General features: G+C 74.2%; 11 protein-coding genes and 1 pseudogene. 10 read left to right on the top strand and 2 right to left on the bottom strand.

The genetic code is table 11. The features are described from left to right. The first annotated feature begins 2 nt into the window (after nt 1–2). From ACWDBE_RS20555 to ACWDBE_RS20520, 8 genes and pseudogenes are all read left to right on the top strand, one after another. A pseudogene (locus tag ACWDBE_RS20555) lies at nt 3–945 on the top strand (NTP transferase domain-containing protein). Further along, nucleotides 942–2153, top strand: coding sequence for a molybdopterin molybdotransferase MoeA (locus tag ACWDBE_RS20550; RefSeq protein WP_449808712.1), 1212 nt, complete (start codon nt 942–944; stop codon nt 2151–2153). Before ACWDBE_RS20555 ends, ACWDBE_RS20550 begins: the two are co-directional and overlap by 4 nt. A gap of 100 nt (nt 2154–2253) precedes the next feature. Further along, nucleotides 2254–3315, top strand: a complete 1062-nt coding sequence (locus tag ACWDBE_RS20545) for a potassium channel family protein (protein ID WP_449787866.1) — start codon at nt 2254–2256, stop codon at nt 3313–3315. A 42-nt stretch (nt 3316–3357) separates the two neighbouring features. Further along, complete coding sequence (locus ACWDBE_RS20540; RefSeq protein ID WP_449787865.1) at nt 3358–4335, top strand: NAD(P)H-quinone oxidoreductase; 978 nt, start codon at nt 3358–3360, stop codon at nt 4333–4335. Between the two features lie 185 nt (nt 4336–4520). Then, a complete protein-coding gene (locus ACWDBE_RS20535) occupies nt 4521–5426 on the top strand; it encodes a hypothetical protein (protein WP_449808711.1) in 906 nt (301 codons plus the stop codon). 264 nt (nt 5427–5690) lie between these two features. After that, the gene (locus ACWDBE_RS20530) at nt 5691–6305 is read left to right on the top strand and encodes a bacterial proteasome activator family protein (RefSeq protein WP_449787863.1); all 615 of its coding nucleotides are present in this window, start codon (nt 5691–5693) and stop codon (nt 6303–6305) included. 293 nt (nt 6306–6598) lie between these two features. Next, nucleotides 6599–8020, top strand: a complete 1422-nt coding sequence (locus tag ACWDBE_RS20525) for a protein kinase domain-containing protein (RefSeq protein WP_449787862.1) — start codon at nt 6599–6601, stop codon at nt 8018–8020. A gap of 334 nt (nt 8021–8354) precedes the next feature. After that, nucleotides 8355–9836, top strand: a complete 1482-nt coding sequence (locus ACWDBE_RS20520; RefSeq protein WP_449788095.1) for a protein kinase domain-containing protein — start codon at nt 8355–8357, stop codon at nt 9834–9836. Between the two features lie 5 nt (nt 9837–9841). On the opposite strand, the gene ACWDBE_RS20515 is transcribed toward ACWDBE_RS20520, so the two are convergent. Together ACWDBE_RS20515 and ACWDBE_RS20510 are read right to left on the bottom strand one after the other, a co-directional pair. Beyond that, complete coding sequence (locus ACWDBE_RS20515; protein ID WP_449787861.1) at nt 9842–10942, bottom strand: phosphotransferase; 1101 nt, start codon at nt 10940–10942, stop codon at nt 9842–9844. A gap of 65 nt (nt 10943–11007) precedes the next feature. After that, nucleotides 11008–11667 carry a response regulator gene (locus ACWDBE_RS20510; RefSeq protein WP_449808710.1) on the bottom strand — a complete coding sequence of 220 codons (660 nt, stop codon included), beginning with the start codon at nt 11665–11667 and terminating at the stop codon, nt 11008–11010. Nucleotides 11668–12093: 426 nt separating this feature from the next. Between ACWDBE_RS20510 and pdhA the strand changes: the two genes are divergently transcribed. Then, nucleotides 12094–13248: a pyruvate dehydrogenase (acetyl-transferring) E1 component subunit alpha gene (pdhA, locus tag ACWDBE_RS20505; protein WP_392921220.1), complete on the top strand. Its 1155-nt coding sequence runs from the start codon at nt 12094–12096 to the stop codon at nt 13246–13248. Beyond that, nucleotides 13248–14222, top strand: a complete 975-nt coding sequence (locus tag ACWDBE_RS20500; protein ID WP_392868612.1) for an alpha-ketoacid dehydrogenase subunit beta — start codon at nt 13248–13250, stop codon at nt 14220–14222. Before pdhA ends, ACWDBE_RS20500 begins: the two co-directional genes overlap by 1 nt. Nucleotides 14223–14235 lie beyond the last annotated feature (13 nt).

Raw genomic sequence — 14235 nt, 5'->3', positions numbered from 1 at the left:
GCATGACGCCGTACGACGTGATCGTCCCGGCGGGCGGGGCCGCCCGGCGCCTCGGCGGGGCCGACAAACCGGGGCTGACGGTGGGCGGGACCACCCTGCTCGACCGGGTGCTCGCCGCCTGCGCGGGCGCCCGCACCACCGTGGTGGTCGGCCCGGCCCGGCCGAGCGGGCGGGCCGGCGTCCGCTGGACCAGGGAGCAGCCACCCGGTGGCGGGCCGGTGGCCGCCGTCGCGGCCGGGCTCGGCCTGGTCACGGCGGACGTCGTGCTGCTGCTCGCCGCCGACCTGCCGTTCCTGGACCGGCGGACGGTGGAACGGCTGGTCACCGCCCTCGACGAGGCCGGTGCGCCGGCGGACCGCGCGGTGTTGGTCGACGCGGCCGGCCGGGAACAGCCGCTCGCCGCCGCCTACCGGACCGCGGCACTGCGCGCCGCGCTGGCCGATCTCGGCGAGCCGGCCGGTAGGCCGCTGCGCCGGCTGGTCGGCGGGCTGAGCGGGCCGCGGGTGGCCGACACCGACGGCGTCGCCCACGACTGCGACACCTGGGAGGACCTGGAACGGGCCCGCGAGCGCGACCGGAGCTGAATCTCACCGGTCGCACCACCGCGGTGTGAGCGAAACGACGCGCGCCGCACTCGGGGCGAACACCTCGGTGAAACCGCCGATCGGGCAGCATGGGCGCATGGAGCGCACGCTGGATGACTGGATCGCCGAGGTCAAGGCCGACCTGGGCATCGACCTGGACGTCGACGTCCGTGGTCTACTCGACACGGCCCGGGTGGTCGCGCACGGGGTGGACCGGCCGGCCGCGCCGCTGACCGCCTTCCTGATCGGCTACGGGGCCGCCCAGCGGGGCGGCGGGGCGCAGGCCGTCGCCGACGCGGCCCGGCGGGCCGAGACCCTCGTCGAGGGCTGGGGAACTGCCGGCCGGCCGGGCGAGTCGTGAGCGCGGTCGGCCAGGCCACCGTGACCGCACCGGCCACCGGCCCCGGCGTGCTGAGCTGGCCCCGGGCCCGCGAGACCGCGCGCCGGGCCGGGCCGCACCCGCTGCCCGGGGTCGCCGTCCCGCTGGCCGAGGCGCTCGGCCGCACCCTCGCCGAGCCGCTCGGCGCGCTGACCGACCTGCCCGCCTTCGACACCTCCGCGATGGACGGCTGGGCGGTCGCCGGTCCCGGCCCGTGGCGGGTCGCCGGCCGGGTGCTGGCCGGACGGGCCGATCCGGCGCCGCTGGCCGACGGCACCGCCGTGGAGATCGCCACCGGTGCCCAACTGCCGCCCGGCGCCACCGCCGTACTGCGCCGTGAGCACGGGCGGACGGACGGCGCGCTGCTGCACGACAGCGGCCCGCGGCCGCTGGGCACCGGTCAGGACGTCCGCCCGCGCGGCCAGGAGTGCCGCCGGGGCGAGGAGTTGCTGCCGTCCGGCACCACGGTCGGACCGGCCGTGCTCGGCCTGGCCGCCGCCTGCGGCCACGACGGGCTGTCCGTGCATCGCCGTCCCGAGGTCCAACTGCTCGTCCTGGGAGATGAGTTGATCACCGCCGGGGTGCCCGCTCCCGGGCTGGTCCGGGACGCCCTCGGGCCGCTGCTGCCGCCCTGGCTGCGGGCCGCCGGGGCCGAGCCGGCCGAAGAAGTCGGCTACGTCCGGGACGACTTCGGGCTGCTCCGGGACGCGCTGCGGCACTCCACCGCCGACCTCGTGGTCACCACCGGCGGGACGGCCGCCGGGCCGGTCGACTTCCTGCACCGGGCGCTCGCCGAGGCCGGTGGCCGACTGCTGGTGGACGGCGTCGCCGTCCGGCCGGGGCACCCGATGCTGCTGGCCGAACTCCCCGGCGGCCGTCACCTGGTGGGCCTGCCGGGCAACCCGCTGGCCGCCGTCGCCGGGATGGTGACCCTCGTCCTGCCGCTGCTGCGCGCCCGCGGCGGGCGGCCGGCCGGCGTCCCCGTCCTCGCACCGGTCGCGGCCGACCTGCACGGGCACCGTACGGACACCCGGCTCCAGCCGGTCCGGCGGACCGCCGAGGGCGTCCTGCCGCTGGCCTTCGACGGGCCGGCGATGCTGCGCGGGCTCGCCCGGGCGGAGGCGCTGGCCGTCGTGCCGCCCGGCGGGGCGGGCGCGGGGGAGACGGTCGAACTGCTGGAGGTGCCGTGAGCGAGCGGTGGGGGTACCCCCGGCCGGAGGCCGGGGTAGAGGGAGCCATCAAGAGGTACGCGTCGGGAGAAGCGGCGGCCGGGCAGCGCGAGGTGGGCGCATGAGCCGGCTTCGACGCACGACGGCGCCCGGCACCGAGCCGTGGGCGGATGCCGGGATCGTGCTGCCCGCCCGACGGGCCGCGCCCGCCGTCCGGCAGGTCGGCTCCCGGCTGCTGCTGGCGCTCGCCGTCCTGGTCGCCACCTCGTTCATCGTCTACCTCGACCGGGAGGGCTACAACGACAACGCCGGTGGCGAACTCAGCTTCCTGGACGCGGCGTACTACGCCACGGTGACGCTCTCCACCACCGGGTACGGCGACATCACCCCGTTCAGCGACAGCGCCCGGCTCACCAACATCTTCGTGATCACCCCGCTGCGCGTGGTGTTCCTGATCATCCTGGTCGGCACCACCCTGGAGGTGCTCACCGAACGGACCCGCCTGCAATGGCGGTTGAACCGCTGGAGGTCCACCGTGCGCGAGCACACCGTCGTCATCGGCTACGGGACGAAGGGCCGCAGCGCCGTCGACACCCTGCTCGGACAGGGGGTGAAGAAGGAGGACATCGTCGTCGTCGACCCGCAGCGCAAGGTGATCGACCAGGCCGCCCAGCACGGCCTGGTCGGGGTGGTCGGCGACGCCACCCGCACCGACACCCTGGTGCGGGCCGCGCTGCCCACCGCCGCGCGGGTGGTGGTCGCACCGGAGCGGGACGACACCGCCGTACTGATCACGCTGACGGCCCGGCAGCTGAACAAGGCCGCCACCGTGGTCGCCGCCGTCCGGGAGGACGAGAACGCGCCGCTGCTGCGGCAGAGCGGCGCCGACGTCGTGGTGACCAGCTCCAGTTCGGCCGGCCGCCTGCTCGGGCTGTCGATGCTCAGCCCGCACGCCGGGGCGGTGATGGAGGACCTGCTGACGTACGGCAACGGGCTGGACGTGGTGGAGCGTCCGGTCACCCGGGCCGAGGCCGGGCACAGCCCGCGCGAGTGCGACGACCTGGTGGTCGCGGTGGTCCGGGGCCGACGGGTGCTCAACTACACCGAGCCGGAGGCCGCCGTGCTGCAGCTCACCGACCGGGTCATCGTCATCAAGTCCAGCGGAGTCGCGCCGACCGGCTGAGCCGCGCCGTGCAACCGCCCCGGACCGCAGTAGGTTCGGGGCATGCATGCGATGACGATTCCCGTACCCGGTGGTCCCGAGGCACTGGTCTGGGCCGAGGTGCCCGACCCGGTGCCCGCCGAGGGAGAGGTCCTGGTCGAGGTGGCGGCCACCGCCGTCAACCGTGCCGACCTCCTCCAGCGGCAGGGCTTCTACAACCCGCCGCCCGGCGCCTCGCCCTACCCGGGGCTGGAGTGCGCCGGGCGGATCGTCGCGCTCGGGCCCGGGGTGTCCGGCTGGGCGGTCGGCGACGAGGTGTGCGCGCTGCTGGCCGGCGGCGGCTACGCGCAGCGGGTCGCGGTGCCGACCGGGCAGCTGCTGCCGCTGCCCGCGGGGCTGTCCGTCGAGGAGGCCGCGGCGCTGCCCGAGGTGGCCTGCACGGTGTGGTCCAACGTCTTCCTCACCGCGCACCTGCGGCCCGGCGAGACGGTGCTGCTGCACGGTGGCGCGAGCGGGATCGGGACCATGGCGATCCAGCTGGCCAAGGCGGTCGGCGCGCGGGTCGCGGTCACCGCGGGCAGCCAGGAGAAGCTGGCGCGGTGCGCCGAGCTGGGCGCGGACATCCTGATCGACTACCGCGAGCAGGACTTCGTCGAGGCGCTCCGGGAAGCCACCGGCGGCGCCGGGGCGGACGTGATCCTGGACATCATGGGCGCCAGGTACCTCCAGCGGAACGTGGAGGCGCTGGCGGTCAACGGGCGGCTGGTGGTCATCGGCCTCCAGGGCGGGGTGAAGGGCGAGCTCGACCTCAACGCGCTGCTGCGCAAGCGCGGGGCGGTGATCGCCACCAACCTGCGCGGGCGCCCGCTGGCGGAGAAGGCGGCGATCGTGGCGGCCGTTCGGGAGCACGTGTGGCCGCTGGTCGAGTCCGGGGTGGTGCGGCCGGTCGTGGACCGGGTGCTCCCGCTGGCGGAGGTGGCCGAGGCGCACCGGGTGCTGGAGCGCGGGGAGCAGGTCGGGAAGGTCGTGCTGCGGGCCTGAGCGGGGGAGGTCCGGCGGAGGTCGAGGGGAGGTTCGGGGAAGGTCCGGGGGCGGGGCGGACGGCGGCGGAAAGGGCATGAATTGCCCGAAATGCCGTAACGGCCGGGGCGTGCGAGTCTGGTCCGGAGCAGTCCCGCCGCCGATGCCGCCCCCGGGCGCCGTCGGCCGTCGGAAGGACTCCGACCGTGGCCGCATCACCGCACGCACCGCTCGGGCCACTGCCCGTGGCGCCGCACCACCGTCGTACTTCCCGCCGCTCCCCCGGCCGCGCCCAGCGGCTGTTCGCGGCGGCCGTGCTCGGGCTCACCCTCCCGCTGGCCGCCGCCTCCGCGGCCGTCGCGCTGCCTTCGCCGGCGGCCCTGCCGCTGCCGACGGTCCTGCCCTCGCCGGAGGCGGGGACGGACGTCCCCGGGCCGGCGGCCGCGCCGCCGCGGCGGCCGGCGCCGCATCCGCACGGCGCCCGCGGGTGGGTCCGCCGGCACCACCCGGCCTCGTTGCCCGAGCGCTCCGACGCCGCCGTGGAACGGGCCAGGGAACGGGCCAGGGGACAGGCCAGGGAGCAGGTCCCCGAGCGGGTGCCGGAGCAGGCCCCCGAGCAGGCGCCGGGCCAAGCCGTCGAGCTGGGGCCGGAGCAGGCCCCTGAACAGGCTCCCGAGCAGGTCCCCGAGCACGCCCCCGAGCAGGCCCCTGAACAGGCTCCCGAGCAGGTCCCCGAGCAGGCCCCGGAGCAGGCCCCGGAGCAGGCCCCCGAGCAGGCACCGGAGCAGGCCCCCGAGCAGGCACCGGAGCAGGTCCCCGAGCAGGCCCCGGAGCAGGCCCCGGAGCTGGTCGCCGAGGCGGAGCAGCCGGAGGCCGACGGGGGCGCCGCGGAGACCGGGACACCCGGCGACACCGCCGCCGTCCCGGTCCCGGCCGCTCCGGACGCCGGCGCGGCGGCCACGGGGCAGCCGGTCGCCGCCGTCGCCGCCGTGCCCGCGATCTTCCCGGCCCACTGGCAGGACGCCTCCACCACCCAGCTCCCGCTGGGCGTCGGCCTGGGCCTGATCGGCTGCGGCCTGGGACTGGTCGGCCTGCGGCTGCGCAAGGGCTGAGGCCCGGGACGGCCCCGCGCCGGGTGCGGCACGCCCGGCGCGGGGCCGGGTCGTCGGCGGCTGCGGTTCGGCGGGCGGGGCCGGCCGGACCGGGCGCCGGCTGCGGTCGGCGGACGGACGGTCGGCGGTCGCGGTGCGGGAACTGAGTATCCGTACGGATACCCGCGTGGCGCCCGGCGGCGTACCGTCGTCAGGGGCGGCGCAGGACGGCGGGACGACCGGGGGCTTCCGCCCGGCCAACCCCAGTGAGAGAGAATGTTGTTCATGACGAATCCGATGAACGAGCGCCCGTCGCAGGAGCCCTTGCGGGCCGCCGGCGGGCAGTCGCAGGACGGCCAGAAGGTGCTGATCGTCGGACCGGACGGGATGCCCGTGGGCCAGGGGTTCGGCGGCCCGGTGGGGGAGGGGGAGCACGAGGGCGACGTGCCGCGCGAGCTCCCGGTGACCGAGATGGTCGAGCAGCCCGCCAAGGTCATGCGCATCGGCAGCATGATCAAGCAGCTGCTGGAGGAGGTCCGGGCGGCGCCTCTGGACGAGGCGAGCCGGGCCCGGCTGAAGGACATCCACGCGAGTTCGATCAAGGAACTCGAACTCGGTCTGGCCCCGGAGCTGGTCGCCGAGCTGGAGCGGCTGTCGCTGCCCTTCACCGAGGACTCCATCCCGACCGAGGCCGAGCTGCGGATCGCCCAGGCCCAGCTGGTCGGCTGGCTGGAGGGCCTGTTCCACGGCATCCAGACCGCGCTGTTCGCGCAGCAGATGGCGGCGCGGGCCCAGCTGGAGCAGATGCGGCGGGCGCTGCCGCCCGGCCTGCACAGCGGCGAGCCGGAGGAGGACGAGCCGGGCCAGGGCCGCGGCATCCGCTCCGGTCCCTACCTGTAAGTCGCGTCCGGCCCCACCCCCGGCGACAGGTGCGTCCGGTCCGCGTCCGGACCGGACGTACCGCGACGGTCCGCCCCCGGTCCCGGCCGTCGGGACCGGGGGCCGGGACCGGGGAGCGGGCCCGGCCCTGGACCGATCACCGTCGGCGCGAGCCGATACCCTGGCCCCTGTCGCCGGCCGGTGGAACCGCCGCGGCAGGGCCCGCCAGTCCAGCGGGCAGGGCCACCACGCACGGACGAGACCGAACGTCAGGCTGCGGCGAGCACGGCCGCGCCGAGGGGGAGCAGAGGACCATGAGCGAGCACGGCAACGCGGCGGTCGAGGGCTTCTCCCTGGGCAACGGCCGCTATGTGCTGCAGCGGCTGCTGGGCGAGGGCGGCATGGCCTCCGTGCACCTCGCCCACGACCGCGTGCTGGACCGGCAGGTCGCGCTGAAGAGCATGCACAGCGAGCTGGGCCGGGACGACTCGTTCAAGGAGCGGTTCCGCCGCGAGGCCCAGGCCGTGGCGCGGCTGGAGCACCCGAACATCGTCACGGTGTACGACAGCGGCGAGGACGTCGCCCCGGACGGTTCCAGCACGCCGTACATCGTCATGCAGCTGATCGACGGCATGGGCCTGCGCGACGCGATCAACGAGGCGATCGGCCAGTACGGCGCGATGCCGACCGAGCAGGCCCTGAAGGTCACCGTCGGCGTGCTGAACGCGCTGGAGGCCTCGCACGACATGGGCCTGGTGCACCGCGACATCAAGCCCGGCAACGTCATGTTCGACCGCAAGGGCAACGTCAAGGTCATGGACTTCGGCATCGCCCGCGCGCTGGAATCCGGCGTCACGTCGATGACCCAGACCGGCATGGTGGTCGGCACCCCGCAGTACCTCTCGCCCGAGCAGGCGCTCGGCAAGCCGGTGGACGCCCGCTCCGACCTGTACTCGGTCGGCGTGATGCTCTTCGAGATGATCACCGGGCAGCTGGTCTTCGACGGCGACTCGGCGTTCTCGATCGCCTACAAGCACGTCCAGGAGGAGCCGCCGGCCCCCTCCACCCTCAACCGCTCGGTCACCCCCGAGGTGGACGCGTTCGTCGCCCAGGCGCTGCGCAAGGACCCGGCGCACCGGTTCCAGAGCGCGGCGGCGATGCGGGACGAGGCGGAGCGGCTGATCGCGTCCGCCAAGGGCGGAGACAACGGGCACAAGCTGCAGGCCAGCACCCCGCTGGTGATCAACGAGGGCCCGCGCTCGGTGCACGCCGCCCCGCAGGCTCCGCAGACGCCGCACCCGCAGTTCCTCCAGCAGCCGCCGCAGCCGCAGTACCAGACCCCGCCGCCGGCCTACCAGGCGCCGCACCCGCAGGCTCCGCAGACGCCGCACCCGCAGTTCCTCCAGCAGCCGCCGCAGCCGCAGTACCAGACCCCGCCGCCGGCCTACCGGACGCCGCACCCGCAGTTCCTCCAGCAGCCGCCGCAGGCGCACACCCCGCCGCCGCAGCCGATGCCGCCGTACCAGCAGCCGAAGGCGCCCAGCGGCGGCGGTGGCTGCTCGACGGCCGTGGTCGTGATCGGGATCATCGTCGGCGTGCTGGTGCTCGCGGGCATCATCATCGCGATCGTGGTCAACAAGGCGAACGAGAAGTCCGGCGGCAAGCTCGGCCACGCGGACCGCCCCGCCAACGTGCTGGTCCTCGACCTCCCCGCCGACCGGAATGGCCTGCTCTGACGGTTTACGGCCGGTTGGGGGGTGCCGCGTCCTCCCGCCGGAAGCGGTAGCGTTCGGGGATACGAAAGCGACAGGGCACCGCGATCCGAGCGAACGCCCGGGGCGAGGAGCGATGGCACAGACGCAGCAGCCGGACGACGACGCGGGTGTCCGAGCGGTCGGCCGGACCGGCGGTACCCCGAGGATTCCCGAGCCCGCCGCCGAGGCGCCGACCTCGGCGCTGCCGCCGGTCACCGCGGGCGGCCCGCAGACCCCGGGCCGCGGCACAGCCGTGCCGCTGAGCACCGTCGGCGACGGCCGCTACCGGCTGACCCACAGGCTCGGACGCGGCGGCATGGCCGAGGTGTTCGCCGCCGAGGACGTGCGGCTCGGCCGCACCGTCGCGGTCAAGCTCCTGCGTGGCGAACTGGCCCAGGACGACGTCGCCCGGCTGCGCTTCACCCGTGAGGCACACGCCGTCGCGGCGCTCAACCACCACTCGATCGTCTCGGTCTACGACACCGGCGAGGAGTACGTCGGGGACGAGTCCACGCCGTACATCGTGATGGAGCTGGTCGAGGGCCGCACCGTCCGCGAGCTGCTGGCGGACGAGGAGGCGCCGCCGGTCGACCAGGCGCTGATCATCATCGCCGGAGTGCTGGAGGCGCTCGCCTACAGCCACCGCAACGGCATCGTCCACCGGGACATCAAGCCCGCCAACGTGATCATCACCAACACCGGCGCGGTCAAGGTGATGGACTTCGGCATCGCCCGGGCGCTGACCGGCGGCGCCACCACGATGACCCAGACCGGCATGGTCATGGGCACCCCGCAGTACCTCTCGCCCGAACAGGCGCTCGGCAAGCCGGTCGACCACCGCTCGGACCTGTACGCGGCCGGCTGCATGCTGTACGAACTGCTCACGCTGCGCCCGCCGTTCACCGGCGACACGCCGCTGTCGGTGGTCTACCAGCACGTCCAGGACCCGCCGATGCCGCCCTCGCAGGCCAACGGCCGGGTGCCGACCGGGCTCGACCCGCTGGTGCTGCGCTCGCTCGCCAAGAACCCGGACGACCGCTTCCAGGACGCCGACGAGTTCCGCGCCCACCTGCAGCACGCCCTGCGCGAGATGCACGGCGCGGCCGGGGACGGCTGGGTCGGCGCCACCTCGGGCGACACCGGCGCGACCCAGGTGCTGCGGCCGGACCAGACCGCGGCCACCGCGGCCTTCGGCGCGGTGCGCCCGGGCGACCAGACCTCCGTGCTGCCGTACTCCACGGGCGGCCCGCACACCCCCTCCTCGCCCTACCCGGCGGCCGGCGCCCCGTACGGTGGCGGCGCGGACGAGGCCGGGGATGGCCCCGTACGGCGGCGCGGGCCGTGGGCCTGGGTGGCCGGCGCGATTGCCGTGCTGGTCGCGGCCGGTGCGGGCATCGCGTTCGCGATCAGCGGCGACAAGACCGACCACGAGGTGTCCCCGACGCAGCCCCCGGCGGTCACCAGCACGGAGCCGAGCGCGCCCGCCCAGAGCGGCCTGACCACCCCGCCGGCCTCGGTCTCCGGCAGCAAGAAGCCGCAGGCCCCGACCGACCCCGGCAACAACAACGGGAACAACACCGGCAACAACGGCAACAACATGTCGCCGTCGCCGAGCACCGGCAAGCACGGCACGCCGACCCCGACGCAGACCACGCCCCCAAGCCACAGTGCGACCGGGAGCGCGCCGGCCACGACGCCGCCGGCGGCGACGACGCCGGCGGCGACCTCGGGCGCCGGCACGGGGACGGCGAAGCCGCCGGTGGACCCGAAGCCGACGGACGCGAAGTCGTCCCCCTGACGCGGTCAGTTGGCGAAGGCGTCCAGGACCTGCTCGTACTCCTGACACCACCACGCCAGCTGTCCCGCGGAGGCGGGGTAGAGCGGGTCGGCCCGGTGGTCGGCCCGCTGGTAGCGCCACTGCAGCATCCAGAAGTCGTTCAGCCGCTCCCACCAGACCCGGTGGACGGCGGCGGCCAACTGCTCGGCGGTGGCGGCGCCGGAGGCCCGGTAGGCCTGTGAGTAGCGGCGGACCCGGACCAGGTCGAGGACGCCGGACGAGCGGTCGTTGAAGAGCAGCGTGGCGGCCCGGACGGCCTCCTCGGCGCGTGGCTGCGGGCCGAGCTTGTCCCAGTCCAGGACGGCCGCCACCCGGCCGCCCCGCGGGCCGTCGTCGTAGAGCAGGTTGAGGCCGTGGAAGTCGCCGTGGGTCCAGCCGGTGGGCGGTGCGGCCTCCGGGGCGGGGCGGCGGTGGGCGTGCTCGGCGAGCAGATCCAGCCGTTCCGTGAGCCGTTCCACCACCAGGGCGTCCAACTCCTCTGCCGGGTGGTGCTCCCGGGCGCGGGAGCGCAGGTCGCGGGCGAGCTCGGCGCTGTCGACGGGGTCGGCGCTGTGATAGCCGGCGGGTTGTTCGATGGGGGCGCAGACGTCGTCGAGCGCGCCGTGCAGCCGGCCGAGCAGCGCGCCGAGCGCGTCGCACTGCGACGGGTCGAGCTCGTCGCCGTGCCGGTGCCGGCCGTCGACCCAGGGGAACAGCGCGAACAGCCGGCCGCCGCAGGAGGCCACCGTGCCGGACCGTCCGGCACAGGCCAGCGGGGGTGCGACGGGCAGTCCGAGGGTGTTCAGCGCGGCCATCGCGCGGTGGTGGGCGAGGATCTTCGGACGGCTGGCGGTGGCGGAGTCGACGTAGCACTTCAGGAAGTACGGACCGGCCTCGGTGGTGACCAGGTACCCCCGGTTCAGCAGGCCCTCGGCGACGGGTTCGGCGGTCAGCAGCCGGCCCACTCGGTAGCGGGCCAGGACCTCGGCTAGGGCGTCCGGCGGGACGGGTGGGCTGAGGGTTCCCATCGGCGGTGCGGAGATGTCGGGGCGGGCCGGTGCGCAGGCGAGGGTCTGGCTGAAAGTCACGTGCAGAGGTTATGGCCCCCTTGCGGGGGCCCTTGACAAACCGTCAACTCTGTGCAGCCGTCCGGTCAGTACTGGTGGTCGGCCTGGTGCCGCGCCACGAAGGCGGCCGCCTGGGTGCGCCGCTCCATGCCCATCTTGGCGAGCAGACTCGAGACGTAGTTCTTCACCGTCTTCTCGGCCAGGTGCAACTCGTTGCCGATCTGACGATTTGTCATACCTTCGCCGATCAGATCGAGGATCCGCCGTTCCTGCTTGGTGAGTTGGGAGAGCCGCTCGTCCTCCTTCTCCCCGCCGTCGCGCAGCCGGGCGAGCACCCTGCTGGTGGCGACCGGGTCGAGCAGCGAGCGGCCGGCCGCGACGTCCCGGACGGCGGTGATCAGGTCGGTGCCGCGGATCGCCTTCAGCACGTAGCCGGAGGCGCCGGCCATGATCGAGTCGAACAGCGCCTCGTCGTCCGAGAACGAGGTCAGCATCAGGCACTTGATCTCCGGCAACTTGGAGCGGACCTCGCGGCAGACCTCGACCCCGTTGCCGTCCGGCAGCCGGACGTCGAGCACCGCCACGTCCGGGTGGACCGCCGGGATCCGGGTGAGCGCCTCGGCGGCCGTGCCGGCCTCGCCGACCACCTCGATGTCGTCCTCGACCGAGAGCAGATCGTGCACGCCCCGCCGGACGACCTCGTGATCGTCGAGCAGGAATACCCTGATTTGTCCGTTATCAGTCACGTCCAAAGCCTCCCATATCACCGTACGAAAGACCTATCGTCCGGATCCCCGTGAGGGCGCGATCCGGCCAGGGCCGTCCAAAACCGATACCGAGAACCCCCTTACGCACGGGCGTCTGCCCGGATAACGTGCGCTGGTGTCCTGAAGGCGCTCGAATTGAGAGCTGCGTCACGCCGACCGTCACCCCCACCCATCCGACGGCGAGCCGACCGCGGCACCCTCGGGGTTGTAGACCCTGAACAAGTAGGACGTCCTAGCGCAAGCGCGCCGAGGGCGGACGCTGGGTAACGTTCTCGTGAGGGACGCCGTCGGAACAGGATCACCACCTGCCCCGCAGTGGGAGCGCACACCCACGCGCGCCCCGCGAGGCGGTGACCGGACCGGTCACCGGCGACCCCGGGCGGCCGGACAGACCGAGGAGTGAACGTGACCGTCAAAAGCACGGCGAGGGCTCGCAAGAAGGCGGCCCCCGGCGTCCCTGACACCCTCCGTGGCAAGGGCAAGGACGCCCAGCCGGAGCTCGTCCAGCTGCTCACGCCGGAAGGCGAGCGGGTCGAGAACCCGGACTATCCCCTCACCACCACTCCCGAGGAGCTGCGCGCCCTCTACCGCGACCTGGTGCTGGTGCGCCGGTTCGACGCGGAGGCCACCGCGCTCCAGCGCCAGGGCGAGCTGGGCCTGTGGGCCTCGCTGCTCGGCCAGGAGGCCGCCCAGGTCGGCTCCGGCCGCGCGATGCGCCCCGGCGACTACGCCTTCCCCACGTACCGCGAGCACGGCGTGGCCTGGTGCCGCGACGTCGACCCGCTGAACCTGCTCGGCATGTTCCGCGGTGTGAACCACGGTGGCTGGGACCCGAACGAGAAGAACTTCCACCTGTACACCATCGTGATCGGCGCGCAGGCCCTGCACGCCACCGGTTACGCGATGGGCATCACCAAGGACGGCGCCGACGACGCGGTGATCGCGTACTTCGGTGACGGCGCCTCCAGCCAGGGCGACGTCAACGAGGCCTTCACCTTCGCCTCGGTCTACAACGCGCCGGTGGTCTTCTTCTGCCAGAACAACCAGTGGGCGATCTCCGAGCCCACCACCACCCAGACCAGGATCCCGCTGTACCGCCGCGCCTCCGGCTTCGGCTTCCCGGGCGTCCGGGTCGACGGCAACGACGTGCTGGCCTGCCTGGCGGTCACCCGCTGGGCGCTCGACCACGCCCGCAGCGGCAACGGACCGGTGCTGATCGAGGCGTTCACCTACCGGATGGGCGCCCACACCACCTCCGACGACCCCACCCGCTACCGGCACGCCGAGGAGACCGAGGCCTGGAAGGCCAAGGACCCGATCACCCGGCTCCGCGCCCACCTGGACAAGGAGGGCCTGGCCGACGAGGAGTTCTTCGCCGCCGTCGACGCCGAGAGCGAGCAGCTGGGGCTGCGGGTGCGCGAGGGCGTGCGCGGCATGCCGGACCCGGACCCGACCCTGATCTTCGACCACGTGTACAGCGAGCCGCACGCGCTGGTCGATGAGGAACGGGCCGAGTACGTCGAGTACGCGGCCTCCTTCGAGGCGGGGGAGACCCACTGATGGCCGGTCAGCTTAGCATCGCCAAGGCGCTGAACGGAGCGCTGCGCAAGTCGCTGGAGAACGACCCGAAGACCGTCCTGATGGGCGAGGACATCGGCAAGCTCGGCGGCGTCTTCCGGATCACCGACGGCCTCCAGAAGGACTTCGGCGAGGACCGGGTGATCGACACCCCGCTCGCCGAATCCGGCATCATGGGCACCGCGATCGGCCTGGCCCTGCGCGGCTACCGCCCCGTCGTGGAGATCCAGTTCGACGGCTTCGTCTACCCGGCGTTCGACCAGATCGTCTCCCAGCTGGCCAAGATGCACGCCCGTGCGCTGGGCCACGTCAAGCTGCCGGTCACCGTGCGCATCCCCTACGCGGGTGGCATCGGCGCGGTCGAGCACCACAGCGAGTCGCACGAGGCGTACTTCGCGCACACCGCCGGTCTGCGGGTGGTCACCCCGGCCAGCGCCCACGACGCGCACTGGATGCTGCGGCAGTCGATCGAGTCCGACGACCCGGTCATCTTCCTGGAGCCCAAGCGCCGTTACTGGGACAAGGGCGAGGTCGGCGACGCCGCCGACCTGGGCCTGCACGACGCCCGGATCGTCCGCTCCGGCACCGACGCGACGCTGATCGCGTACGGCCCGATGGTCAAGGTCTGCCTGGAGGCCGCCGCGGCCGCCGAGGAGGACGGACGCCGGCTGGAGGTCGTCGACCTGCGCTCGCTCTCCCCGGTGGACTTCGCCACCCTGGAGGCCTCGGTCAAGCGCACCGGTCGGGCCGTGGTGGTGCACGAGGCGCCGGTCTTCATGGGCATGGGCGCCGAGCTGGCCGCCCGGCTCACCGAGAAGTGCTTCTACCACCTGGAGGCGCCGGTTCTGCGGGTCGGCGGCTACCACGCGCCGTACCCGCCGTCCCGGGTCGAGGAGGCGTTCCTGCCCGACCTGGACCGCGTGCTCGACGCCGTCGACCGCGCGCTCGCGTACTGATTCCGGGGAGCGA

The organism is Kitasatospora sp. NPDC001132, from assembly GCF_053598415.1.
This window is presented reverse-complemented; position numbering and strand designations above follow the sequence as displayed.

What these genes read in the sequence shown, in the direction of transcription:
- ACWDBE_RS20530 (WP_449787863.1), top strand. Translation starts at nt 5,691, where the DNA reads ATGACGAATCCGATGAACGAGCGCCCGTCGCAGGAGCCCTTGCGGGCC.
- ACWDBE_RS20520 (WP_449788095.1), top strand. Translation starts at nt 8,355, where the DNA reads ATGGCCGAGGTGTTCGCCGCCGAGGACGTGCGGCTCGGCCGCACCGTC.
- ACWDBE_RS20500 (WP_392868612.1), top strand. Translation starts at nt 13,248, where the DNA reads ATGGCCGGTCAGCTTAGCATCGCCAAGGCGCTGAACGGAGCGCTGCGC.
- ACWDBE_RS20540 (WP_449787865.1), top strand. Translation starts at nt 3,358, where the DNA reads ATGCATGCGATGACGATTCCCGTACCCGGTGGTCCCGAGGCACTGGTC.
- ACWDBE_RS20545 (WP_449787866.1), top strand. Translation starts at nt 2,254, where the DNA reads ATGAGCCGGCTTCGACGCACGACGGCGCCCGGCACCGAGCCGTGGGCG.
- ACWDBE_RS20525 (WP_449787862.1), top strand. Translation starts at nt 6,599, where the DNA reads ATGAGCGAGCACGGCAACGCGGCGGTCGAGGGCTTCTCCCTGGGCAAC.